Genomic DNA, 24,670 nt, shown 5'->3' on the forward strand with positions numbered 1-24,670 from the left:
GCCCGCAGCCGCAGCGGCCTGCCTGCCCGAATGGGCGCGGCAGCCCGGCACACAGAGGTGGCCGCCGGCCTCAGCTTCCATGCTCCGCCTCGTCCTGCATCACGCGGGCGATGAACTCGCCGACAAGCTGCTTCAGCGCGCCGAGCGAGGGCAGATCCATCACCATGGCAATGTAGCCGCGGATGCTCCGGTCCCGCACGGAGAAGTTGATGTAGAGGAAGAGGACGAGGCCCTCCTCCAGCCCGCCCCCGGCCCGCAGCAAGTCGCCGCCGTCGCTCCGCAGCACCTGCGGCAGCGACATGGTCAGGGAATGCTCCAGCATGTTCGCCATGGTGGCGAGGCAGCTGTTGAGGATGACGTTGCCCGTCTCGGCCAGCGCCTCCTCCTCCATCGCGGCCGCCTCTTCCGGCGGCACCGCCTCGCCCAGCACGGCGCGCACCAGCTCCAGGCCGTTCACCTGGGGGAAGATGAGCAGCGCCCGGCCCTGGAAGGCACCCGAGAAGTCCTGCCGCACCACCACGAGTTCCCCGCCCTCCCGCTCCCGGATGAGGGCGGTGGCGCGCCGGTGGTCCACGATCTCGATCGAGGGAACGGAGAGCAGGACCTCCCCGCCCACCATCTTCCGCAGGCTCGCGGCGGCCCGGCTCACGCCGATGTTCACCAGCTCCGTGAGGGCGTCGCGCTCCAGCGGGGAGAGTAGCGTGCCGGCGGGGGGCGGGATCACCGTGCCCCCGCGCGCAGCCGCAGGGCCGCGCCGGAGACGAAGCCGCGCAGTCCATCCTCCGTCACCGGCTTGGCCACGAAGGTCGCGTTCACGGCGCGGGCGCGGGCGATGATCTCGTCCTGGACATTGGCGGTGATGACGGCCAGCGGCATGGTCGGGTGCAGCGCCCGCAGCTCCGTCGCCAGCGCCAGCCCGTCCTTCCCCGGCATGTTGTAGTCGAGCAGCGCGACGTCGATCCCGCCCGCCGCGACGCGGGCCAGCGCCTCGTCGGCGTTGCTCGCCTCCGCCCGCTCCCACCCCGGCTCCAGCGCCTGGATCGCCTTGCCGGCCACGATCCGCGCCAGCTTGCTGTCATCGACGATCAGGACGGTGGTGGCCATGCCGGCACTCCAAGGGGGACCCAGCGTCCGGGGCAGCACCCGTCCCAGCCAGCGGTCAGGCCCAGTCTAGCCCGGCGGACCGGGGGCCAAAAGCGGCAGGAGCCAGCGCGCCGTGAAGGGATCGCCCGCCGGGCCGAGAAGGGGCGGCCGCAGCGCCATCAGCACCTGCACCACCGCGGCATGCAGGGGGCCGGCGGCGGTCAGGTCGACGCTTCGCCCGGCGCCGTCCCGCAGCAGGGAGACCAGGGCCTCGGCATCCTCGACCCGTGCCTCGCCCTCGATCCGGATCACCGACCCCTCCAGTCGCACGCTCATCCGATCAGCCCCGGCAGGTCGAGCACCATGAGCACCCGCCCGTCCCCCAGCAGCGCCGTGCCCGTCACGCCGGGCGTCCCGGCCAGCAGCCCGGCCAGGGGGCGCAGCAGCACGTCCGCCCGGCCCGCGAAGCCGTCCACCTCCACCCCGATCCGCCCGGCGCCGGCACCGAGCACGAGCACCCGCGCGACACCGCCGCGCGGCGCTGCGGGAAGGTCCAGCAGGGCCGAGAGGCGCAGCAGCGGTACGGTCCGGTCCCGCAGGACGAAGGCCTCTCCGTCGCGCAGGGGAAGGATCCGATCGGCTGGGACGCGCGCCGTCTCGGCGACGCCCTCGACCGGCACCCCGTAGGTCTCCCCCCCCTGGCGGACCATCAGCACGGTGGTGACCGCGGCGCCCTGCGGCAGCAGCAGCCGGACGGTCGCACCGGAACCGGGCCGACCGGTCAGGGACGCACGTCCCCCCAGCCCCTCCACCGCGGCCCGCACCGCGTCCATGCCGACGCCGCGGCCGGACAGGGCAGTGACGGAGGCGGCGGTGGAGAAGCCGGGATGGAAGACGAGCTGCACGGCCGCCGCGTCGTCCAGCGCGGCGAGCGAGGCCTCGGGCATGAGGCCCCGCGTCCTCGCGGCCTGGCGGATGCGGACGGGATCGATGCCCCGCCCGTCATCCGTCACCTCCACCGCGATGCCCTCGCCCTCGCGCCGCGCCTCCAGCGTGATGCGTCCGGTCGCCGGCTTGCCGGCGGCGGCCCGCCCCGCGGGGTCCTCGATCCCGTGGTCCACCGCGTTGCGCAGCAGGTGCAGCAGCGGGTCGAACAGCCCGTCCACGATCGCCCGGTCGGCCTCCACCGCCTCGCCCCGGATCTCCAGCGCGACGGTCTTTCCCAGCCCCGCCGCGGCCTCGCGCACCAGGCGGGGCAGGCGGCGGAAGGTCCGGGACAGCGGCACCATCCGAAGATCCATCACCGCCCGGTGCATCGCCTCGGCCAGCCGCTCGATCCCGGCCCCGCTCTCGGCCAGCGCGCGCGCGAGGCGCGGCTCCGCTCCGCCCGCCTCGGCCACGAGATGGACGAGGCCGTTCTTCGCGACGATCAGCTCGCCCACCAGGTCCATCAGCGCGTCGACCCGCGCCACGTCCACCCGCAGGCTGCGGGCGGCCCCCGCGACCGGCGCCGCCTCCGTTCGGACGGGGGCGGGCGGCGGGACCGCGGCGAAGGCCACCTGATCCGCGACGAAGCGGAACACCGGCCGCAGATCGGCCTCCGCCGCCGCGCTCAGCAGCTCGATGACGAGGTTGCAGGCGAAGGGATCGGGCTCCTCCGCCGGCCAGGGCTCGCGGGGCGCGACGCGCAGGGCGATCAGCTCCGGCACGGCGCGGACGAGCGCCATCGGATCGTCGCCGAGGAAGAAGCAGTCCGGCACCGGCACGTAGCGCAGCGCGGTCACCGGCCGCCCTGCGGCCTGCGCCGCGGCGACCGCCGCCGCCTCGCCCGCCACCAGGGCGGGCAGCCAGTCCGGGATCGCGGCGGGATCCGGCGGAGGCGCCCGCTCTCCCGTCAGCGCCCCGCGCAACGCCGCCTCCAGCGCCCGCGCGCGCTCGGGGGCCTCCTCGGGCAGGCCGCCCGTCCGCGCGATCGCCTCCATCCAGGCCTCGCTGACGCCGATCAGTGCCAGCAGCGGCTCGATCGCACCGGGCCCGACCTCCGCCCGCCCGCCGCGCAGGGCGTCCAGCAGGTCCTCCGCCGCGTGCAGCGCGCGCTCCATCGGCGCGAGGTCGAACAGGGCCACCGAGCCCTTCAGCGTGTGCACCGCGCGGAAGGCGGCATGCAGCCGCGCCGCATCCGCCGGATCGCGCTCCAGCGCGAGCAGCTCCTCGGTCGCCTGCTGGATCAGCTCGCGCCCTTCGACCAGGAACTGGTCCAGCAACTCGCTCATGCCGGGGGCATCCGCGCCCCCGGGGGCAGGAGCGGGCGCTGATAGACGATGGCATCCTCGAAGCGCCGCATCGTGAAGCGATCGGAGATGCGGGCCATCGATTCCGAATGGCCGAGGAGGAGGAAGCCACCGGGATTCAGCGCGTCGAAGAGCGTGCGCGACGCCGCCTCGCGGGAGGCGTCATCGAAGTAGATGAGCACGTTGCGGCAGAACAGCACGTCGAAGCGTCCCTGGGCCGCCATGCTCGCCGCGTCCACGAGGTTCGCCGCGGTGAAGCGCACGGATTCCCGCAGGTCCCGGATGATCTGCCGCCGCCCGGCCCGCGGCGCCTCGAAGTAGCGCTCGACCAGATCGGCGGACAGGCGCGCCAGGGAACGCGCGGCGTAGCGCCCCTCCTGCGCCGCGGCCAGCACCTCGTCATCGAGGTCGGAGCCGACGATCTCGATGTTGTAGGCATCCACCAGCGCCCAGTTCTCCAGCAGCCAGACGGCGATGGAGTAGGGCTCCTCGCCGGTGGAGCAGGGCACCGACCAGAGCCGGACAGCGTCGCCCGGGCCGCGCCGCGCCACGATTTCCGGGAGCAGCGCGCGGCCGAGGCAGCGGAGCTGGTGCTCCTCCCGGTAGAAATACGTCTCGTTGACGGTGATGCTGTTGATGAAGCGATCGGATTCCGGCGGGCCTGCGCGAAGCAGAGCGAGATAGGCAGGCACCGAGTCGGTACCGGCGCGCTCCATCCCCTGTGCGAGCCGGCGCTCGAGATAGGCGCGCTTGCCCTCGCCATAGGCGATCCCGCTACGGCGATAGATGAAGTCGCAGAGACGGCGCAGCTCCTCCGCGCTCGGCGGCGCGGTGGCCCCACCGGCCCCGCTCACGCCGCCCAGTCCTTCAGCGCGCCGGCGATGGCCTCGAGCGGCAGCACCGCCTCCGCGCCGCCGGCGCGCACCAGCTCGCCCGGCATGCCCCAGACCACGGCGGTCTCCTCGGCCTCGGCGATGGTGCGGCCGCCCTCGGCCCGCAGCCGCGCCATGGCGGCGGCGCCGTCATTCCCCATGCCCGTCATCAGCACGCCGACCAGGCGTTCGGCCGGCAGGTGCTGCATCGCGCTCGCCACCATCCGGTCCACGCTGGGGTGCCAGCGATGCGACGGCAGGGACGGCGCCGCCATCGCGACGGGTCCGCCGGGCCGCTGCCCGACGATGACGTCGGCATCTCCCCGCCCGATGTAGACCTTCCCCGGCACGATCGGCACGGGACGCGAGACCTCCTCGACCGACAGGGCGCAGAGGCGGTCCAGGCGTCGCGCGAGCGGCCCGGTGAAGGCGGCCGGCATGTGCTGGGCCACGAGGATCGGCCAGGGAAAATCGGGGGGCAGCGGCCCGAGCAGCGCGTCGAGCGCCGATGGTCCGCCGGTGGAGCAGCCGACGAGCACGACCCGGTCGGCGGTCCCGGCCGGGCCCGGCCCGGGGGTGGGCGGCGGGGCGGGCGGGCGCCGCCGGGCCGGAGACAGGCCGGTGCGCAGGCGGACGCGCTCTGCCAGGCGGTGGCTCGGCCGAAGCCGGGCGCCGGCCGCGGCCCGCACCTTCTCCACCAGCAGCGGCCCGAGTTCGTCCATCCCGAGCGACACGGCCCCGCCGGGCTTCGGCACGAAGTCCACGGCGCCGAGCGCGAGCGCCTCCAGCGTCTCGCGCGTCCCCGCCTCGGTCAGCGAGGACACCATCACCACCGGAAGCGGGTGCTCCAGCATCACGCGGTCGAGGCAGGCGAGGCCGTCCATGCGCGGCATCTGCACGTCGAGCGTCATCACGTCGGGCCGGAAGGCGGCGAGGCTCTCCAGCGCCTCCATGCCGTCGCGCGCGAAGGCGAGCTCAAAATCCCCCTCCGCCCGGAAGACCTCGCCGAGCAGGCGGCGCATCAGGGCGGAGTCATCCACGACCAGCAGCCGGATCACGAGGCGGGGGCGGCCCCCGTCCCGGCGGCCCGCGCGGCCATCGCCGCGAGGAGATCGCGCTCCGCCGCATCCAGCAGGGCGCGCGGCTCGATGAGCAGGATCATGCGCCCGTCCCGCTCCACCGTCGCCACGCGGTCGAAGACGGCCACCTCCCCCGCGGCGAGGGCCGGCGCGGGCGCGAGGGAACCGGCGGGAAGCGACAGGATCTCCGTCACCGCGTCCACCGCCAGCCCGGCGCGGACCCCTTCCACCGTGACCACGACGACGCGCCCGCCCGGCCCCGCCGCCGTGCCCTCCGCGGCGAAGCGGCGGCGCTGGTCGATCACGGGAACGACGGCGCCGCGCAGGTTCATCACGCCCTCCACAAAGGCGGGGGCGCGCGGAACCCGCGTCAGGCTCCCCGGGCGGCGCGCCACCTCATCCACCGCGGCGATCGGGATGCCGAAATGCTCGCCTCCCAGGCGGAAGACCACGAAGCGCTCGGCCGCCTCGGCCTGGATTCCCGTTCCGGACATGTCGCGCGCCTCCCTCCCGGCATCGGCCAGCAGGCGCGATGCCGTCTCGTCGTCGAACAGCCGCGCCGGCGAGAGGATGGAGACGAGGCGCCGCCCGCCGTCCAGCCGGCCGATCGCCTCCACCCGCGCCTCCCCTGCGCCGCGGGTGAGCACGGGGGGAACGGCGTCGATCGCGGATTCCGGCAGCCGGAGGATACCGGTCAGCCGGTCCACCACGAGGCCGACCAGGGCAGGGCCCAACCGTGTCACCACGATCCGCCGCCGCGCCCGGTCCACCTCCCCCGCCGGAAGGCCGAGCAGCGCGTGCGGCGAGACGAGGGGCAGCAGACCGCCCCGGTACGCGGCCACGCCGAGCATCGCCTGGCCGGTGCGCGGCACCTCCGTCACCTCCGCCGGCAGCCGCGCCACCGCGGACACCTTGTCCAGCGGCAGGGCGTAGTCCTGCCCGGCCACCGCGAAGGTCAGCAGGGCCAGCCCCTCGGCGGCCGGCGGCGCCGCCCCGGAAATCCCGGCGGCGCCCTCCCCCCGGCCGGCCACGCCGCGCCGCGCGGGCGTGCCGAAGGCCTGTGCCAGCAGGGCGTCCAGATCCAGCGAGCGGGCATCGCCCTCCGCGCCGAGGGCGAAGACGGCATCCACCAGCAGCCCGATGGGTGCCTCCCCCACCGTCACCACCACGCGCGCGGCGGGCGATGGCCCCGCGCCCTCTCGCCCCGTCAGGGCCGCGAGGGACACGACCGGCAGCGCCGTGCCGCGCAGGTTGGCCAGGCCGAGGAGGGCGCGCGGCGCGTGCGGCACGCGCGTGACGGGACGTGGCCGCAGCACCTCCCGCACACGGTCGGCGGGAAGGGCCAGGCGCTCGCCCGCCACCGCCACCGTCAGGGCCTGTTCCTCCCCGGCCGCGCGCGCCGCCGGCCTCACCGGCTCAGCCCTCCGCGGTCCGAAGTTCGTCGGCGAGGCTTGCGATCTCCTCGATGGCGGCGGCGAGTTCCTCCGTGCCCTTCGCCTGCTGGCGGGCGGCCGCGGAGGCCTCGCCGGCGGCGCCGCTCGCCTCCTCGGATGCGGCGGCGATCGCCTGGGTGCCGGCCAGCACCTCGCGCACCCCGTCGAGCACGGCCCCCGCGCTGCCGAGGATTTCCTGCGCGCCGGCCCGCAGCACCGCCAGATCGGCCTCGGCCGCCTCGAGCCGCCCGGAGAGACCCCCGATCCGCGCGACCTGCCCCAGCGAGGCCGCGGACATCGCGTCGAGGTCGCGGCGCACGACCTCCACCTGGTCGCGGATGTCCCGCACCGCGTCCTTCATCCGGTCGGCATGGCCGGCCGCGTCGCGCGCGAGGTCGCGGATGTCGGCGGACACCACCGCGAAGCCGCTGCCGGACTCGCCGGCGCGCGCCGCCTCCACCGAGCCGCTGACGGCCAGCATGTTCGTCTGCACGGCGGTCAGCGCGATCGCGTCCACGATCTTCTCGATCCGCCGGCGCGTGACCTCGAGCGCGACGACGAGGGCCGAGACCGCCTCGGCTTCCCGCAGCGCCCCCTCCAGGCTGCGACCCAGTCCCTGCGCGGCGCCGCGCCCTTCCGCCACGCGCGGCGAGAGGACGTCCAGCTGCTGCAGGGCCTCCGCGGCAGCGCTCCGGGTCGCGGTCGCCGCACGCTCGATCTGCGCCATGGCCGCGGAGGATTGCTGCATGGCGGCCGCCTGCGCCTGCGCCCCCCGCGCGATCTCGCCGAGCGCCGACATGATCTGCCCGGCGGAGCCGGACAGCTCCTGCACGGTCGCCGAGAGCTCCTCGGCGGCCGAGGCCACCTCCTCGGCCCGGCCGTTGCCCGACCCGTCGCCCTGGAGCGCCTCGGCCATGGCGGCCAGCATCTGCGCGGCCTGGCTGCTTCCCTCCAGCGCCGTGGTCTGCTGCTCCACGGCACGCTGCGCCTCGGTCGTCGCGGCGGATTGCTGCTCGGCCGCGCTGGCCACCGCCTCCGCCCCGCGCTGCGCCTCGCGGGCGCTCGTCTCGGCCTCGACCGCGGCGAGCAGGATGGACTGGGCGCCCTCCGCGATGCCTCCCATCTCGGCCCGGACAGCGTCCAGCGTCGCGACCGCCCCGCGGCCGTTCCGCGCCTCTCCCTCCGCGGTCTCGGCGGCCGCGCGGATGCGGGCGGCAATGCTGCGCACCGCCTCGCGAATCGAGGCGACGAGCTCCTGCACCGCGCGGGCGCTCGATTCGGACGTCTCCGCCAGCGCGCGCACCTCCTCCGCCACCACGGCGAAGCCGCGCCCCTGCTCCCCGGCACGCGCAGCCTCGATCGCGGCGTTGAGCGCGAGAAGGTTCGTCTGGTCGGAGATGTCGGCCACGGTGCCGGTGATCTCGCCGATGCTGGCCGCCTGCGCCTCCAGCGTCGCGACGATCTCGACCGAGCGAAGCTGCCGGGCGGCGCGGTCCTCCACGAAGGCCGCCGCGGCCGCGATCCCGGCACCGACCTCGATGAGCAGGGCCTGCAGCGCGTCGGTCATCCGGCGCGACGTGCCCGCCCGGTCCCGCGCCCCCGCGAAGGCCGCGCCGAGGCTGTCGATGGCGCCCTGGCTCTGCTGCGTGGCGCCCGCCGCTTCCTCCGCGGCCGCGGCGATCTGCTCCAGGGAGCGCCGCAGCTCCTCGGCCGAGGCCGAGGCCTCCGTGATGCCGGCCGCCAGCTGCTCCGACGCCGCGCCGATCCGCTCGGCGGCCTGATGGCGGCGGGCACGGGATCGGGCCATCGCGCGCTGGGCGGGCGCCGGCGCCGGCCGCGCGATGGCGGGCGCGGCGTCCTCCGCGACGGCGGGCCGGCGTCCGCTCCTGGTGAGTTCGGACGTCTTGACCAGCGCCATGCAGCCTCCAGCGGGATGGCGCCACTCAGGCCATCGGCCGCATCATACCGGCCGGACGTGGAAAGGCACAGGGCGCCCGGCCAACCCGCGGCAGGACCGGCCGCGTTCGGGCCAGCCCGTCAGCGCGAAGAAGGGAAAGGGCCGCCGCCCGGGCGGAGACCGGGCGGCACCGCCCTTCCTGTCAGGGCGTCCGGAGCCGGTCCAGCGTGCCGGCCTCTGCCGCGGCGACGGTCGCCTGGACGTCCTCCGGCAACAGCAGCCGCTCTCCCGCCAGGCGTTCCGCCGCTTGCCGCACCGCCGCCACATAGGCGGCGCGGTCCGGCCAGCGCTCCTCGATGGAGGGACGCGGGTCGTTGTTCGCCATCCGCTCCGCGCGCGTGCCCGCGAGCGGCAGGACGCCGCCCGTGTTGGTGCAGAGCGCGCCGGGCGCGAAGCCCTCCGCCCGCGGGTTCCAACCGGTGTAGGTCGCGCGCGCCGCCTCGATCACGGGCAGTCGGATGCCGCCGATCGCGTTGCCGTCCGCGTCCAGCCGGGGAAACAGGACGGGATAGCGGCCCGTTACCGCCGGCGGCATCTGGGACAGGTCGAGCAGCGGCGCCGGCGTGTGCGAGGTGAACGCCGGCATCCCCTGGACGCCGGGGAAGGCGGGCGCGGCGACGAGCGTGCCGTGCGCCACCATCGGCGTGCGGCTGGCCGGCGGCTCCACGCCCTCCTTGATCCAGGCTTCCAGCGCGACCATCAGCGCCCGCATCGGCGCGCCGGCCTGAAGGGGATTCACCGGCATCACGCAACTCTGCGTACGGTTCGCCACCGCCTGCGCCTCGGCATAGTGGGGATGGCCGATCATCATGTAGGCGCGGACCTCCGGCGGCAGGTCCACGTGGCGGCCGGCGGCGTCCGTGACGGTCAGGGACCCCCGGGCGCCCCAGTACTCGAACTCGCTGTCGGTCTGGAAAATGCGGGGGCAGGTGGCGGTGGTTCGGCAGCGCCGCAGCAGCCCGTCCCGCAGCCCCGTCAGCGGATCGGTGGTCACGGCATAGGTGAAGGGGAACTGGTCCGCCGGATAGAGCCGGTCCGTGTGGTCGGACGGGTTGCGCCCGGGCTGGGCGAAGCGGGCGTTGGTGAAGCTGCGGCGCGATCCGGGGATGTGGGCCACCATCCCGTCGAAGACCTGGCGGCCGCGCTCATCCTCGTTGAAGCCGAGATAGAGCAGGTCCCGCAGGAAGCGCCCGGACTGGGACACGCCGAAGGCCGTGGCGCCGGTCAGCACGCTGCGTCCGTTCGCCGCCATCGGATTGGACGCCGTCCCGTCCCGCCGCAGGAAGGCCGCGACGTCGCGGAACGCGGCGAAGCCCATGCCGAGCACCAGCGGGTCGCGCGCGGTGTAGGTCAGCTCGTAAATCGCGCCGGCGTCGAAGCCCGCGGGGCGGGTGATCTCGATCCGGTCCGGCGCGACCAGCCGCACCGCCATGTCGGCGGGGCGCTGCCGCGGATCGTCCTGCCGGGCGCGCACGGTGAGCACGAGGCTGGACGGATCGGCCACCGGATAGGTCAGCCGCCCCTGCGCGGGTGAGGTGGTGTTGTCGAAGACGAACTCCTCGCGCGAAGGACCGGTGATGCCGTCGATCTTCGGGACGTCCACGCGCATGCCGCTGCCCGGCGTCCAGTCCCCCTGCCAACCCACCCAGGCGAGGGTGTAGCCCTGGCGGAAGGTCCACCCATTGCCGGCATCCGCCGCCCCTTCCATCCGCGTGGCGCCGGTGCGCGGGGCATCGTTCAGCAACTGCCCGATGATGCGGTTGCCGCGGTTCGGCGCCTCCATCAGCAGGGTGCCGTTGCCGCGGGCCGCGTCGGCGGGCCGCAGGATGATGACGTCCGCCGTCGCCTCCACCCGGCCCTGCGCGTTGCGCGGCGCGCGGTCGAGGTCGGCGATCACGGCGTTCCGCGGATCGGCCGGGTCCAGAGCGATCGTCGCGCGGGCGCGGATCTCCTCATAGGCACCGGTGCTGCCGAAGGAAGCGCCACCGAGGGCCGGGCGCGGAGGCGCGGTCATCTCGAACCGAACCACCTCCGCCATCGCCGGGCCGGTCAGCAGGCCGAAGCCCAGGGCCAGCGTCATCATCCGCATGGTGGACGTCCCTCCGTTTCGTTGCCCGAAGGCTAGACCCGTCACCTCCCCCGGGGCCAGCACGATGCGCGGGCAGGATCGCCGGAACATGCCGCGACGCATCCCCGACCCTAGGCCGCAAGCCCTCGAACCCGGGCGCGCGTCGGAGCGCGGCACCTCGGCCGTCACCGGGCCCCGCCGTGGGCCCTCACCCGTCCCGCACCCTCCGCGCGGGATCCCGCATCCCGCCGTCAGGCCAGTTCCATGTTCCAGAACACCAGGATCTGGTCCGCGACCACACCGCGCACATTGGATCGGTGGCCCGTGACGGACTTGTAGCCGCCGAGCGGGATAGAGAAGGCCTCCTCGTTGGACAGGCGTTGGAGCTCGGCCGCGATCGCCATCTGCCGCGCCGGGTCCGTCTCGAAGGCGAAGTCGTTCCTCAGCCGCTCCATCTCCGGGCTCTCCGCCCAGCCGATGTAGCCCCGCGCGCCGCGGCCATCGAGGTTCAGGTTGATGACCGGGTTCATCAGGTCCAGCGTCGTCCAGATGCCCCAGGCGATGCTCCAGCCCCCCTGGTCCACAGGCACGTTGCGGTTGCGGCGAGCCAGCAGGCTGTTCCAGTCCATGCTGTCCACCTGCACGTTTATGCCGATGGCGCGCAGAAGCTGCTCCGTCACCGGTGCCAACGCGCTGCCGGAGGGCAGGTCGGCCGGGTGCAGGATGATCACCCGCTCGTTGTTGTAGCCGCTTTCCCGCAGCAGCGCCCGCGCACGCTCGCGGTCCCCCGCCGGGCCGGGCACGTCAGCCGCATACGGAGACTCGCAGCTCAGGACGGAGTTGCAGGGCTGGATGAGGCTGTCGTCGCCGATCTGCGCGTCCAGATACTCCTTCTGGCTGATCGCGGTCATCACGGCTTGGCGCACCTTCTTGTTGTTGAAGGGGGCCTGCGCGCTGTTGAACCGCATGAGCATGAAGCCGCCGGAGGTGCGGTCCTTCATGACCACCGAGCGGTTGCGGCGCATCATCGCCATCATGTCGGGCTGGATGTTCTCCAGCACCTGGACCTCTCCGGCCAGCAGGGCGTTGGCGGCGGTCTGGGGATCGCTGATCTCCATCCACTCCACGCGATCCACCTTCGCGACCTTGCCGCCCGCGAGACCGGAGGGCGGCTCGGTCCGCGGCACGTAGCCCTCGAAGCGCTCATAGACCACGCGATCGCCGGAGCGGTGCTCGGCGGCGACGAAGCGGAAGGGGCCGGAGCCGTTCACCTCCGTGATGCGCTGGTCCGCCGGGATGTCGACCAGGCGCTTCGGCAGGATGAAGGGCACGGGGCCGCCGGGCTTGGCCAACGTCTCCAGCACAAGGCCGTAGGGGCGCTTCAGCACCAGCCGGAACCGCTCCGCATCCACCGCTTCCAGCCGCTCCGTCACGTTCTGCAGGCGCGTGCCCATCACGTCCCGCGGCATCCAGCGATTCAGGGAGGCGAGGACGTCGGCGGTGGTCACGGGCGTGTTGTCGTGGAACCTCAGGCCGGGGCGCAGACGGAAGTCGTAGGTGAGACGGTCCGGGGAGACGGAGAACGCCCCCACCATCTGCGGATGCACGCGGTTCTGCGCATCCACGGCGAAGAGCGTGTCATAGACGAGGTAGCCGTGCTGCCGCGTGATGTAGGCCGTGGTGGCGAAGGGATCGAGCACGCCGAGGGTGGCGTGCATCACCGCCTTGATCACGCGCGGCGCGCCGGGACGCGGCTGCGCCATGGCAGCGGGCGCCGCGGGAGCGACGGCGAGACCCGCGCCTCCCTGCAGGATGGCGCGGCGCGTGCTGGGGATCGGCATGGACGGGTCCTCCTTGTCGCTTCGGTCAGTGACGGATCACGGGATCGACGGGGCGGTGGCCGAGGGCGCCGAGAACCTCCTCGCACCAGGCCGCCACGCGCAGCAGGGCGGCCTCCCCGCGCGGGCGGCCGAGGATCTGCAGCCCCACCGGCATCCCCGCCGGGGTGAAGCCGCAGGGGATGGAGATCACGGGGCAGGCGGTCAGAGAGAGGGTGAAGGTGATGGCGATCCAGTCGATGTAGGAGTCGAATGAATGGTCGCCCAGCCGCTCCACCCGGCGCCATTCCGCGGGGAAGGGCGTCATGATCGCGGTGGGGCAGATCAGGAGTTCGTGGTCGGCCAGGAAGTCCATCAGCCGCTGGAACATCGCGGCACGGGCATTCTCGGCGCGGGCGTAGTCCACGATCGGCAGGCCGGCCGCGCGCTCCGTGCTGGAATGGATCTCCGGGATCACGCGAGCCCCGTGCAGTGCGATCAGCGGCGCGAAGGCCGCCAGGTGGTTCACGCCGCGGATGGCGTGGAACACGTCGCGTCCCTGGGACAGGTCCGGCGCCGTCCGCTCGATCCCGGCGCCGGCCTCCGCCAGTCGCGCGATCGCGGCCTCCACCACCGCCGCGACGGCCGGGTCCACCGGCGTCACGCCGAGGTCCATGGAGAAGCCGATCCGTCCCGGCTTGCGCGGCGTGCTCGCGGCCTGCGCGAAGGTGCCGGGCGGGGCGGCGGGCAGGCTCAGCGGATCGGTCCAGACCTCGCCGGCCATGGCGTCCAGCATCAGCCCGGCATCGGCCACCGTGCGCGTGATCGGCCCGATCACCGGCAGCATGGAGAAGACCATCCCCTTCCGCGGCCGCGGCACCCGCCCTGGCGAGGGCCGCAGCCCCACCACGGAGCAGAAGGCCGCCGGCAGACGGATGGAGGAGCCGAGGTCGGAGCCATGCGCCATCCAGGCCTCGCCCGTCGCGACCGAGGCCGCCGCGCCGCCGGACGAGCCGCCCACCGTGAGCCGCGTATCGAAGGGATTCCGCGTCGGGCCGAAGAGCGCGTTGACCGTGCTCGCGTTGAAGCCGAATTCCGGGGAGTTCGACTTCCCCAGCGGGATGCCGCCATTCCCCTCCAGCAACTCCACCACGGGGCCGGAGCGCTCGGAGACGTGGTTCTCGAACAGGACGGAGCCGCCGGAGGTGTGGCGCACCCCCGCCACCTCTTCCAGGTCCTTGATCGTCAGCGGCAGGCCGCCGAGCCAGTTCGGATCCCCCGGGCGGGGCGGCGCGGCAGCGACGGCGCGCGCCTGGTTCCGCGCGCGGTCCAGACAGAGGATCGGCAGGGCGTTCACCGCCGGCTCCACCTCCGCGATGCGGCCCGCCGCCGCCTCCACCAGCTCCAGCGGCGACACCGCGCGGCGGCGCAGCAGCGCCACCGCCTCGGTGGCCGTCAGGTCGATCAGCGCGCGGTCATACGCCACGGGACGCCTCCATCGCGGCCCGGACCTTGCGGGGGTCCGGCCAGAAGGATGTGCCGCGGCGCGCCAAGCCGCCGCCCATCCCCATCGGCACGCCGTCCGCCCGCCAGCAGGAGGCGCCGGTCATCCTCTTTCCCTCGAACAGGATGGCGCCCATCCCCCCGGCGATGTGATCCAGGGGCAGGACCGGATGGCCCATGGCCGCCAGGGCATCGCGCACGGATTCCGGCACACCGTGCTCGATCTCGGCGTCCGGGCCGTGGGTGAAGACGCGCGGCGCCTCCACCGCCTCCTGCACGCTCATGCCGTGGTCCACGAGGTTCATCACGAACTGGAACACGGCGGAGGGAATGCGGTAGGCGCCCGGCAGCCCCACCGCAAACAGCGGCGCACCGTCCCGCAGGCCGATCATCGCGGAGATGCCGCTGGTGATCCGCTTGCCCGGCCGCAGCGACAGCGCGTTCCCGGGATGCGGATCGAACAGATACATGTAGTTGTTCGGGATGATCCCTGTGCCCGGGATCATGATGCGCGCGCCGAACAGGCTGTTGATCGTCTGGGTCGAGGTGACGATGTTGCCCAGCCGGTCCGCGATGGTCACATGCGTGGTGTTGGCCGATTCGTTCGACAGCACGCGCGGCCCGAATTCACCGCTGCGGGCGGGATCGATCTCCGGCCGGCGCAGCGCGGCATAATCCTTCGAGACCAGCCGCGCGACGGGCACCTCCACGAAGGCCGGATCGGCCGTGGCGGCGCGGCGGTCTGCGGCGGCGATCTTCAGCGCCTCCAGCACGAGGTGCAGCGTCCGCACCGTGCCGAAGCCGGAGGAGCGGAGATCGAAGCCCTCCATCAGGTTCAGCATCTGGACGATGTGCACGCCGCCCGAGCAGGGCGGCGGCGGGCCGACGATGTCCACGCCGCGATAGGTGCCGCGCACCGGCTCGCGCGTCTCCGTGCGATAGGCCGCGAGGTCGCCGGGTGTCATGCACGAGCCACCGGCGCGAAGGTGCTCCACGATCCGCGCGCCGAGCTCGCCGCCATAGACCACGCCCGGCCCCTCCTGCGCGAGGCGGCGCAGCGTCCCGGCATAATCCGGCATGGTGAGAAGACTACCCTCGGCCAGGGGAGATCCGCCGGGCAGGAACATCGCGGCCATGCCGGGATCCAGCGCGAGGTCTGCCGCCTGCTCCGCGATGCAGGCCGCGAGATAGCCGGTGACACGGAAGCCGCGGGCGGCGTGGCGGATGGCGGGCTCCAGCACCGCCTCCAGCGGCAGGGTGCCGTAGCGCTCCAGCGCCTCGCACCACGCCTGCAGCGTACCGGGCACGGCGACCGCAGTGGCGCCGACCCGGTTCGCGCGCCCTTCGGTCTCCATGTAGTCGGGCCAGGTGTCGGCGATCGCCCGGTACATGTCGGGACGTGCGGCAGCCGGAGCGGTGGAGAGCCCGTCCAGCACCACCTCTCGTCCATCGGCCAGGCGGATGAGCGCGACGCCGCCGCCGAAGAAGCCGACCATCATCGGCTCCACCACGGTTAGGGTGAACAGGGCGGCGATGGTCGCGTCGATGGCGTTGCCGCCAGCCGCCATCATCTCCGCCGCGGCGGCGGAGGCGAGGGGGTGGTTGGTCACGGCCATCCCGCCCTCCGCGGTCACGGGCGCCTTCTCCGGCGTGAAGAGGGTTCCCGCTCGCTGCCGCCAGTCCTGCATGGCCCTCATCGTCCTCCGCCGCACACCCGTGCGGCGGGAAGCGTATCGGAGCGTCCGCGACGAGGGCCAGCGCGCCGCCGGTGAATTCCGCGCGGGCCCGCCCGATCAGCGCAGCGTGGACAGCTCCGAGCAGCCGGGCGCCTCGTCCAGCCGATAGGTGCGGATCGCGGTGCCCGCGAAGAGCGCGGCCCGCTCCGCCTCCCCGGCCCCGGCGGCCAGCCGCTTGAAGGCGTTCCACAGCGCGACGTAGCCGCACATGCCCTTGTCCACGGGGAAGTTGCTCTCGAACATGCAGCGGCGCGGGCCGAAGGCCTCGATCAGGGTCTCGACATAGGGCCGCCACGCCTCCGCCAGCGCCGCCGAGCCGGGTGGGTCGGGATGGCGGTGGAAGTCGAGGCCGGACACCTCCATCGCGAGGCCGCCGAGCTTCATCACCACGTTCGGCAAGGCCGCGAGCGCCAGCACATCGGGACGCCATGCCGCGAAGCCCTCGGCACGGCGCCCGGCGAAGGGCCCGATCCCCAGCGGCCCGCCGCAGTGATTCACCACCACCGTCAGCCCCGGCACCGCGCGCGCGAGCGCCGACACCAGCGGAAGCTGCGTCTGATAGGCCCAGACATCGAGGCTGAGGCCGTGCGCCGCCAGGACGCGGCCCCCCTCGACGAAGCGCGGATCCTCCAGCGGTCCGGGCGGCGGGGTGACGAGGTTGGACCGCACCTCCGGCGAGGGATGCCAGGCCGTGCGGTTCCGGACGCCGCGGAACCGCGCGCCGGCGGTCGCGAGATGCGCCTCCAGCACCGGGGCGACGCGGTCACCGAGGGTGAGGTCCGCGAAGCCGATGATGCCGGCGCAGGCGCGGGTCCGCCCATAGAAGCCGCTCGCGGCCACCGCCGCGACGCCGTTCACGAACTCCGTCTCCCCGAGGGGGCGGAGCTCCTCCGGCCCGTCCGGGCGGTACATGGACGCGCACTGCACGAAGACCGTCGCGCGCACGTCATGTCCGCTCCCGGTGTCGCGGAGCAGGTCGTCCAGGAGGTAGCGCTCGTCCGCCCGGTGCCAGAGATGGTGGTGCGGGTCCACGATCGGCAGATCGGGGAGAAGCACCTCCTCCACGCGCCGGGCGAGCCAGTCCTCGCGGATGGCGATCTGCCGCGAGGCGTTCAGTCTGGGTTGCGCGTCGGGTGGCATGATGGCCTCGGGTTCAATGCAAGGGGCCGTGACCCTGCCGGAAGGCCCGCCTCGTGCCGAGAGGGTTGTCCGGTGGACGCCGGCGCGCCGCAGCTACGGCCCCGCCTTCCCCTGCCCCCTCAACTCCGCCAGCACCTCGTCGGAATGCTGGCCGAGCGATGGCGGCGGCCGCACCGGCCCGGCCCGCGCCACGTCGCGCCAGGGCATCCCGGCGGTGCGGATGCGGGTGCCGGAGCCGGGCGGATACTCGAACTCGACCAGCATGCCGCGATCCGCCACCTGCGGGTGCGTCGCCACCTCCGCCAGCGTGTTCACCGGCTCGGCAGGGATGCCCACGGCGTCCAGCCGCGCCAGCCATTCGGCCGCCGTGCGGCGGGGGAAGATCTCCTCCAGCGCCGAGATGACCGCGCCCCGCGCCCTGTTGCGGGCGGGCTGGTCCACGAAGCGCGGATCGTCGCGGAGGTGGGCGAAATCCTCGATCGTCATGAGGCTCGCCCAGCTCTTGTCATTGGTGACAGCGATGACGAGCTCGCGGTCGGCGGCGCGGAAGCTCTCATAGGGCGCCATCAGCGGATGCGCGTTGCCCCAGCGTCGGGGAACCGATCCACTCATCCCCCAGGCCGCGATGGACTGGCCCATCAGCGCCACCAGCCCGTCCAGCATGGAGATGTCGAGGAAGCGGCCCTCCCCCGTCCGCCCGCGCTCCATCAGCGCGCCCATGATGGCGATGGCGCCGGACAGGCCGGCCATCGTATCGGCCACCGGCGCGGCCGCCTTCATCGGGCGCCCCTCCGGCTCGCCGGTCTGGGCCATCAGGCCGCCGAAGGCCTGGACCATCAGGTCCACCGCCGGCCGCTGCGCGATCGGCCCCGTCTGGCCGTAGCCGGAGATGGAGCAGTAGATCACGTCCGGCCGCACCGCCCGCACCGCGTCATAATCCAGGCCGAAGCGGCGCACGGTGCCCGGCCGGAAATTCTCCACGAAGACGTCACTGCCGCGCGCCAGCTCCAGGCAGGCCTCGCGCCCTTCTTTCGTCCGCAGGTCCAGGCAGACGGAGCGCTTGTTGCGGTTGTACCCGATCAGGGTCGGACCCGCATCGCCGGCGAAGGGCGGGCCCCAGTAGCGCGTCTCGTCGCCGACGCCGGGGACCTCGATCTTGATGACATCGGCGCCGAGATCGCCCAGCACCATCGTCGCCAGCGGCCCGGCCAGGGCGCGCGTCGTGTCCAGCACGCGAATGCCGGCCAGCGGCCCGCCGCTCATGCCGGCGCTCCCACGCGAAACACGGGCAACAGCGTGCCGCCCTCCAGCACCTGGAAGTCCACCGTGGCGGGGGCGCCGATGGCGATCGGGCCGAGATCGGCGATCAGCCGGGTGAAGAGATGCACGCCCTCCTCCAGCGCCACGATCCCGACGGTATAGGGCACGGCGGCGGCGAAGGCCGGGCTCGGCGCGCGATGCACCTCGCTGAAGGAATAGACCGCGCCGCGTCCGCTCGCGCGGCGCCACTCGAGGTCGGGCGAGCCCGTCTCGGTGCAGACGATCCGCTTGGGGTGGTACCAGCGATCGGCGGCGGGCGAGTACTTCAGCACGAGCTCGCGCCGCGCCACGGCCTGCCAATACCCCACCGTCTCCGGGGAGGGCTGGTAGAGTCCGATGAACCAGTCGCCCGCCTTCAGCGGGACGCCGCGGGACCAGTCGGCGATCGGGGCCTCGCTCACGTCACCGGCTCCTTCGTCAGGATCACGACGGAATGGCAGGCCAGCGGACCGCCATGCATGTGCACGATGCCGGCTTCCACGTCCGGGATGGCACGGCCCTCGGCGCGGCCGTGGATCTGATCCACCACCTCCTGCAAGTTGTAGAGGCCCTGCGCCACCTGCCCGAAGGAGAGGTAGCCGCCGATGGTGTTGAAGGGCAGGCCGCCGTCATAGGCGATGCCGCCATCCGCCACGAAGCGCCCCCCCTCCCCGCGCGGGCAGAAGCCGAGCTCCTCCAGGATCATCAGGTTCACGTAGGAGAAGGGCGCGGAGCTCTCGGCAAGGTCCATGTCGGCGGGCCTCAGCCCGGCCATGGCGTAGGCCTGCTTCGCTGCCACACCGGCACCGGTCTGCACGAGGTCCGGCCCGTCCTCGAAGGGCGCATAGCCCCAACCGCCCATGCGCTCCCCCACCCATTCATGGGTGTTGCACTGGCCGAAGCCGGCGAGCCAGGTCTGTTCCTCGTGCCGCGCCCTGGCGATATCGGCCCGCGTCAGCACCACGGCAGTGGCGATGCCGCCGGGGTACCAGACCGCGCAGTCCAGCATCCGCAGCGGCGTCGCGATCATGCGGGACGACAGCACATCCTCCACCGTGATCGGTCCCTTGCGCCGCATCGCCGCATGCGGGTGGTCCAGCGCCCAGCGCCGGTTCTCCACCGCGACCCGCGCCGCCATCTCGGGCGTCACGCCGTACTCGTGCATGTAGCGCATGATGGACTGCGCGTAGATCGAGGGTGTGGAGGGGCCGTAAGGCGCCTCGAACTGCAGGTCGCCCTCCCAGGCGGCATTGGAGCCCACCTGGTCCATCCAGATGCCGCTCGCCTCGTTGGTGACGCAGAGCGCGTAATCGATGACGCCCGCCGTCAGCGCCGTGGCGGCCAGTTGCAGCGTGCCCAGCGCCCCGCCGCCATGCGACGTCATCTCGCTGCAGAACATCGGGCCGATCTTCAGCTCGTTCAGCAGGGACTGGTTGTATTGCAGCACCATGTAGGATTGCGGCGTGCGGCCGGTAAACAGCGCGCCCACCTGGTGCCGGCCGATCCCGGCCTTCGCCATGGCCTGCCGCGCGGCGACGGCGGCGAGCTGGAGCGGCGTCTTCGGCTCCGGGTCCGTCTTCCACGCCATCGCCCGGCCCATGCCGACGATGGCGGTCGCGCTGCCGATGCCGTTCATGGGGCCGGGCATCACTCCACCCTCGCGCCGGAATCGGCGACGATCTTGCGGTACCGCTCGATCTCTGCCGCGGTGAAGGCGGCGGTGTCGGCGGGATTGGCGTAGAAAGCCTCGGTGCCGGCGGTGGTCAGGGCGGCCTGCACCTCCCGGGTATCCAGGGCGCGGCGGAAGGCGTCCGACAGGGCGGAGACGCGCGCGGGCGGCGTGCCCGCGGGGGCGTAAGCCGCGAACCAGACGGTGATGACGAAGTCCGGGAAGCCGGACTCCACCATCGTCGGCGCGTTCGGCAGGAAGCCGGGCCGCGTCGGGCCCGTGGTCGCCAGCACGCGCAGCTTGCCCGCCTCCACATGCGGCTGGAGCGGCTGGTAGGGGTAGAACATGAAGGAGGTCGCGCCGGAGAGAAGTTCGGTGAAGAGCTGCCCGCCGCTGGCATAGGGGACGTGCACGATGTCCACGCCGGCCTGGGTCCGCAGGGTCGCGCCACAGAGATGCGCCGTCGTCCCGATGCCGGAGGAAGCGTAGTTCATCTGCCCCGGCCGTGCCTTCGCGAGGGCCACCAGCTCCTGCACGTTGCGCACCGGCAGGTCGGGATGCGCGACCAGCACCATCGGCTGCGTCGCCAGCCGCGCGATCGGCGCGAAGTCCCGGATCGGGTCATAGGGCAGCCGCGGATAGAGCGAGATGTTGGTCGCGTGCGTCTGGCTGCCCGCCAGCAGCATCGTGTAGCCGTCCGGCGTGGCGCGCGCGACCAGCTCCGCCCCCACGATCCCTCCCGCACCCACCCGGTTCTCCACCACCGGGCGCTGGCCCAGCGCGTCCCCCATCGCGCCGGAGAGCAGGCGGGCGAAGAGGTCCGTCGCGGTTCCGGCGGCATAGGGCACCACGATCCGCGGGGGGCGGTCGGGGTAGCGCTCCTGCGCCCGCCCCGCGCGAGGAGCAAGAAGTGGAAGACCGGCCAGCGCGGCCATCCCAGTGCGGCGGGTGATCATGGCAGCTCCTCCTGGACTTCCGCTATGCGGAAGATTATCCGTTATGCGGAAAGCCTAGGGAGCAATGGTTGTCTCTGTCAACGCAGCCTTCCGGCCGCTACGCCGGCCTCGACCGGGGCGAGGTGCAATCGCTCGCGAAGGGTCTTGCCGTCATCGAGGCTTTCGGCGCCGGCCATTCGGCCATGACGCTGAGCGAGGTGGCGCGCCGCACCGGCATGACGCCCGGCTCCGCGCAGCGCGTCCTGCGCACCCTAGCGGCCCTGGGCTATGTCGGAAGCGACGGCACGCATTTCTCACTCCGGCCGCGGACGCTCCAACTGGGCTACGCCTACCTCTCCTCCCTGCCGCTGACGGCCATCGCCCAGCCCCTCCTCTCCGCGCTGACGGCCCGGACGGAAGAGACCTGCTCCCTCGCCCTGCTCGACGGCGACTCGGTGATCTACGTCGCCCGCGCGCCGGCGCGCCGCCTCCGGCAGGACTACATGTCCGTCGGCACGCGCATGCCCGCCCACGCCACCTCCGTCGGCAAGGTGCTGCTCGCCGCCCTGCCGCCGGAGGCGCTCGATGCCGCCCTGCAGGACCACGCGCGCGCGGCGCTCACCCCCAGCACCCTCACCGACCTCGCGGCGGTCCGCGCCGCGGTCGCGGAAGCGCGCGATCGGGGTTTCGCGCTGAATGACCAGGAGACCATCATGGGCCTCCGCTCCATCGCCGTGCCCGTCGTCGCCGAGGGGAAGACGGTGGCGGCGCTCGGCCTCAGCGCGGAAGTCGCGCGGGTCAGCGTGGCGGAGCTGAAGTCCCGCCTCCTGCCCCCGTTGCAGGAGGCGGCGACCGCCATGGCGGCGGCCCTCGGCGCACGGGAACAGTCACCCTGGGACTGGCGCGCGTGACGCGGCGCGCCGCAGCAGCGCGGCGACGCCGAGCGCGACCACCCCGAGTTGGCCGGCCGCCAGGACGAAGGGCAGCGTCCAGCTCTCGCTGAGCGAGACGATCCCGGCGAAGAGCGCCGGCGCCGCGAGGTAGCCGAGGAAGGTGAAGAGCGCCGATCCCGCCGTCGCGTCCGCCACCTGGGCGGGCGGGACGAGCCGCGCGACCTCCGCCATGTAGATGCCGTTCCAGCTCGCGGCGAGGAACCCCACCAGCCCCGCCAGGAGGCTGATCCACGCCACCGGCACGCCGACCGGCATCACGACGAAGACCAGGGTGCAGGCCGAGGCAACGGCGGCCTGGATCAGCAGGTTCCGCTTCGGCCGCCCGGTGCGGTCCGCCAGCCAGCCGAGGATGATGCGCGCCACCACGCCCGCACCCTGCATCGCCGCGAAGGCCGTGCCGGCCTGGACGAGGGAGAGGCCGTGCGAACCGGTCAGCCAGGTCACGGTGAAGGTGAAGAGGCAGCCCTGCACGGTGGCGAAGGACATGGCGAGGATCGTCAGCGGCGGCAGCGCCGGATGCAGCCGCAGCGCCGCGGCCGGTGCCAGCCAGGTCCGCCGCTGGAACACCGCGCGCAGGCCAAGGGGGCGGTGCGGATCGCGCTCCGCATCCAGCGTCGCCTGCAAGGGCTGGATGGACAGCGCCGCCAGCAGCGCGACGGCCACGGTGACGAGCAGCCCCGCCGACCAGCCGAAGGCCGCCGCGACAGGCGCCGTCACCAGCCCGGCGAAGGCGCCCCCGAGCGGCGCCCCGGCCTGCTTTACCGAGAAGATCAACGTGCGGTGCCCCGGCGGAGCCGTCGCCGCCAGGATCCGGCTCCCGGCCGGCGGCGAGGGCCCGTAGCCGATGCCGAGCAGGAAGGAGGCCAGCAGCAGCACCGGTGCCCAGCCGGTCGCGGCGAGAAGCATCGCCAGCGCCGCCAGCCCCGCTCCCGCCTGCAGCGTGCGCACCGGCCCCCAGCGCGCGAGGAAGGGTCCGCCGAGCAGCAAGAACAGCACCGTGCCCGCGGCCGTCAGCGCCGAGAGGTTGCCGATGCTCTCCGGCGCCAGCCCGGCGCTGACCGTGACGAGCGGCGCGATCACCGGCAGGCTCTGGGTGAGGAAGGACGCGACGGACTGCATCAGCAGCGTCGCGCCGAGCGCCGCGATCCAGCTCGGCGCCCTCATGCGGCCATGCGCCGCCCCCATCGCGCGAGCACCGCGGAACGACTGCGGAGAGGTGGACGCGCCTTCATGCCCGGCGACGCTATCATCACGCCGGTCCGGCGGGGAGCAGGCCCGGCACTCCGGTCGGCCTCGTGCATCGCGGGGTCCGCGTCGGCCCCCTGCGGCAGGCCGAATCCCGGCCGAGTGGCCGAGCGCAGGTGACGCGCCCGGGGCTTCCAGTGCATCCGCGGCCTCCTTCGGCCCTGCCGTTGCAAGCCCCTCTCCTCCTTATCGGGGAACGCGGCGGTACCATCGGGATTGCGACACGCCGCGTCGGCTGGTCAACACCCGCCTGGGGCGCTTGGCCGAAGCGTGGCACAAGGGGACCGCGCGAGCCGTCCGATCCGGCATGGGCGAGGGAATAGGGAGATGTCCGGATGGGCTTCAGGGCAGGCGGCCAGGGCCGCTCCTCCGTCACCGGGGAGGCCGCCAGTGGCTGAAAGCTTCGATGTGGTGGTGCTGGGCGGCGGCGTGATCGGCGCCTCGGTCGCCTTCCACCTCACCCGCCTCGGCTGCCGCCGCGTGCTGCTGCTGGACCGCGGTCAGGTGGCGGGCGGCACCACCGCCCAGTCCAGCGGTATCCTCCGCACCTACTACTCCGTCCGCCCGAACGTGGCCGTCGCGAAAGCGGCGCTGGCGATGTTCCAGGGCTTCAAGGACCTCCTGGATGACGAGGAAGCGGAGTGCGGCATCGTCCGCACCGGCTACCTCGCCGTCGCGCCGGACGGGCCGATGGCGACGGCGCTCCGCGGCACCGTCGCGACCCAGGCCGAACTCGGCGTGGAATCGCGCCTGATCACGCCGCAGGAAGCCGGGGCCATCCACCCCTGGCTCCGCGTGGACGACCTGGCCGTCGCGGCCTACGAGCCCGAGGCCGGCTTTGCCGATCCCACCATGACTGCCAACTCCTTCGCGCGCGCCGCGCGCCGGGGCGGGGCCGTGATCCGGCAGGACACCGCGGCGACGGGCCTGCTGCGGGAGAACGGCCGGATCACCGGCGTCCGCACCGCCGCGGGCGATATCGCCGCGGACCATGTCGTCTCCTGCCTCAACGTCTGGAGCCCCCTGCTGGCCGCCTGGACCGGGGCGGAAATCCCCTGCGTCGCCACGCGCCACATCGTCGCGTCCTTCGCGGCGGACGCGCCTTACACCCCGGCCTTCCCCGTGCTGAAGGACCTCGGCTCCGCCCTGAAGCTCTACTCCCGCTCCTACGGCCGGACGGAAATTCTCGTCGGCGCGGGCGACGAGGGTGACGAGATCGCGGACCCCGACGGCGGCACCGGTGACATCCCGATGGACTGGGTGGCGGAGGCCGGGGAACAACTCGCCCACCGCATCCCCCGCTTCGCCGAGCACGGCGGCTTCGTGCGGGCCTGGACGGGCCTCTACGACACGACGCCGGACTGGAACCCCGTCCTCGGCCCGGTGCCGGGGCTGGAAGGGCTGAGCCTCGCCTTCGGCTTCTCCGGCCACGGCTTCAAGCTCTCGCCGATGATCGGGCGGATGCTGGCGCAGGGAGCGCTGGGGCTGGAGCCCGACCTGCCGCTGGCGCCCTACCGCGCCACCCGCTTCGCGGAGGGAAAGCCGCTGACCGGCGCCTTCGGGGCCGGCGCGGTGTCGTGAGACCTCGGA

Annotated in this window: 20 protein-coding genes; 2 read left to right on the forward strand and 18 right to left on the reverse strand. The window is 73.5% G+C overall.

The genetic code is table 11. The annotated features are described in order from the left end of the window. Nucleotides 1-70: 70 nt before the first annotated feature. The 17 genes from ACP6CK_RS13480 to ACP6CK_RS13560 all read right to left on the reverse strand — a co-directional run bounded on the left by ACP6CK_RS13480 (nt 71) and on the right by ACP6CK_RS13560 (nt 20,903). Nucleotides 71-724: a chemotaxis protein CheX gene (locus ACP6CK_RS13480; RefSeq protein WP_426959526.1), complete on the reverse strand. Its 654-nt coding sequence runs from the start codon at nt 722-724 to the stop codon at nt 71-73. After that, nucleotides 721-1,104 (reverse strand): response regulator, encoded by a 384-nt coding sequence (locus ACP6CK_RS13485; RefSeq protein WP_426959527.1) that lies wholly within the window; start codon nt 1,102-1,104, stop codon nt 721-723. Before ACP6CK_RS13485 ends, ACP6CK_RS13480 begins: the two co-directional genes overlap by 4 nt. Nucleotides 1,105-1,170: 66 nt before the next feature. Continuing rightward, nucleotides 1,171-1,419 carry a hypothetical protein gene (locus tag ACP6CK_RS13490; protein ID WP_426959529.1) on the reverse strand — a complete coding sequence of 83 codons (249 nt, stop codon included), beginning with the start codon at nt 1,417-1,419 and terminating at the stop codon, nt 1,171-1,173. Beyond that, nucleotides 1,416-3,356: a chemotaxis protein CheA gene (locus ACP6CK_RS13495; protein WP_426959530.1), complete on the reverse strand. Its 1,941-nt coding sequence runs from the start codon at nt 3,354-3,356 to the stop codon at nt 1,416-1,418. Before ACP6CK_RS13495 ends, ACP6CK_RS13490 begins: the two co-directional genes overlap by 4 nt. Continuing rightward, on the reverse strand, nt 3,353-4,228 hold the full coding sequence (locus tag ACP6CK_RS13500; protein ID WP_426959531.1) for a CheR family methyltransferase: 876 nt from the start codon (nt 4,226-4,228) through the stop codon (nt 3,353-3,355). The genes ACP6CK_RS13495 and ACP6CK_RS13500 overlap by 4 nt, the downstream gene beginning before the upstream one ends. Next, nucleotides 4,225-5,304: a chemotaxis-specific protein-glutamate methyltransferase CheB gene (gene cheB / locus ACP6CK_RS13505; protein ID WP_426959532.1), complete on the reverse strand. Its 1,080-nt coding sequence runs from the start codon at nt 5,302-5,304 to the stop codon at nt 4,225-4,227. The genes ACP6CK_RS13500 and cheB overlap by 4 nt, the downstream gene beginning before the upstream one ends. Then, nucleotides 5,301-6,737: a chemotaxis protein CheW gene (locus ACP6CK_RS13510; protein ID WP_426959533.1), complete on the reverse strand. Its 1,437-nt coding sequence runs from the start codon at nt 6,735-6,737 to the stop codon at nt 5,301-5,303. The genes cheB and ACP6CK_RS13510 overlap by 4 nt, the downstream gene beginning before the upstream one ends. Nucleotides 6,738-6,741: 4 nt before the next feature. Continuing rightward, entirely contained in the window at nt 6,742-8,676 is a 1,935-nt protein-coding gene (locus ACP6CK_RS13515) for a methyl-accepting chemotaxis protein (protein ID WP_426959534.1), read from the reverse strand. 181 nt (nt 8,677-8,857) lie between these two features. After that, nucleotides 8,858-10,804, reverse strand: a complete 1,947-nt coding sequence (locus ACP6CK_RS13520; protein ID WP_426959535.1) for an alpha/beta hydrolase domain-containing protein — start codon at nt 10,802-10,804, stop codon at nt 8,858-8,860. 230 nt (nt 10,805-11,034) lie between these two features. After that, entirely contained in the window at nt 11,035-12,624 is a 1,590-nt protein-coding gene (locus tag ACP6CK_RS13525; protein ID WP_426959536.1) for an ABC transporter substrate-binding protein, read from the reverse strand. 25 nt (nt 12,625-12,649) lie between these two features. Further along, a complete protein-coding gene (locus ACP6CK_RS13530) occupies nt 12,650-14,086 on the reverse strand; it encodes an amidase (protein WP_426959537.1) in 1,437 nt (478 codons plus the stop codon). Next, complete coding sequence (gene ggt, locus ACP6CK_RS13535) at nt 14,076-15,800, reverse strand: gamma-glutamyltransferase (protein ID WP_426959538.1); 1,725 nt, start codon at nt 15,798-15,800, stop codon at nt 14,076-14,078. The genes ACP6CK_RS13530 and ggt overlap by 11 nt, the downstream gene beginning before the upstream one ends. 96 nt (nt 15,801-15,896) lie before the next feature. After that, on the reverse strand, nt 15,897-16,979 hold the full coding sequence (locus ACP6CK_RS13540) for an amidohydrolase family protein (RefSeq protein WP_426959539.1): 1,083 nt from the start codon (nt 16,977-16,979) through the stop codon (nt 15,897-15,899). Between the two features lie 93 nt (nt 16,980-17,072). Continuing rightward, entirely contained in the window at nt 17,073-18,242 is a 1,170-nt protein-coding gene (locus ACP6CK_RS13545; protein WP_426959541.1) for a CaiB/BaiF CoA transferase family protein, read from the reverse strand. Next, nucleotides 18,239-18,700 carry a Zn-ribbon domain-containing OB-fold protein gene (locus ACP6CK_RS13550; RefSeq protein WP_426959542.1) on the reverse strand — a complete coding sequence of 154 codons (462 nt, stop codon included), beginning with the start codon at nt 18,698-18,700 and terminating at the stop codon, nt 18,239-18,241. The genes ACP6CK_RS13545 and ACP6CK_RS13550 overlap by 4 nt, the downstream gene beginning before the upstream one ends. Beyond that, nucleotides 18,697-19,926, reverse strand: coding sequence for a thiolase family protein (locus tag ACP6CK_RS13555; protein WP_426959543.1), 1,230 nt, complete (start codon nt 19,924-19,926; stop codon nt 18,697-18,699). Before ACP6CK_RS13555 ends, ACP6CK_RS13550 begins: the two co-directional genes overlap by 4 nt. After that, a complete protein-coding gene (locus ACP6CK_RS13560) occupies nt 19,926-20,903 on the reverse strand; it encodes a Bug family tripartite tricarboxylate transporter substrate binding protein (RefSeq protein WP_426959544.1) in 978 nt (325 codons plus the stop codon). The genes ACP6CK_RS13555 and ACP6CK_RS13560 overlap by 1 nt, the downstream gene beginning before the upstream one ends. Nucleotides 20,904-20,971: 68 nt before the next feature. Here ACP6CK_RS13560 and ACP6CK_RS13565 point away from each other — a divergent pair, with 68 nt between their 5' ends. Further along, nucleotides 20,972-21,793: an IclR family transcriptional regulator domain-containing protein gene (locus ACP6CK_RS13565; protein ID WP_426959545.1), complete on the forward strand. Its 822-nt coding sequence runs from the start codon at nt 20,972-20,974 to the stop codon at nt 21,791-21,793. Here the strand turns inward: ACP6CK_RS13565 and ACP6CK_RS13570 are convergent. After that, nucleotides 21,770-22,999: an MFS transporter gene (locus tag ACP6CK_RS13570; protein ID WP_426959546.1), complete on the reverse strand. Its 1,230-nt coding sequence runs from the start codon at nt 22,997-22,999 to the stop codon at nt 21,770-21,772. The genes ACP6CK_RS13565 and ACP6CK_RS13570 overlap by 24 nt on opposite strands. Nucleotides 23,000-23,470: 471 nt before the next feature. Here ACP6CK_RS13570 and ACP6CK_RS13575 point away from each other — a divergent pair, with 471 nt between their 5' ends. Next, nucleotides 23,471-24,661 (forward strand): NAD(P)/FAD-dependent oxidoreductase, encoded by a 1,191-nt coding sequence (locus ACP6CK_RS13575; RefSeq protein ID WP_426959547.1) that lies wholly within the window; start codon nt 23,471-23,473, stop codon nt 24,659-24,661. Nucleotides 24,662-24,670: the final 9 nt, after the last annotated feature.

This window comes from Muricoccus radiodurans, from assembly GCF_050154705.1.
GTDB classification, from domain to species: domain Bacteria; phylum Pseudomonadota; class Alphaproteobacteria; order Acetobacterales; family Acetobacteraceae; genus Roseomonas; species Roseomonas radiodurans.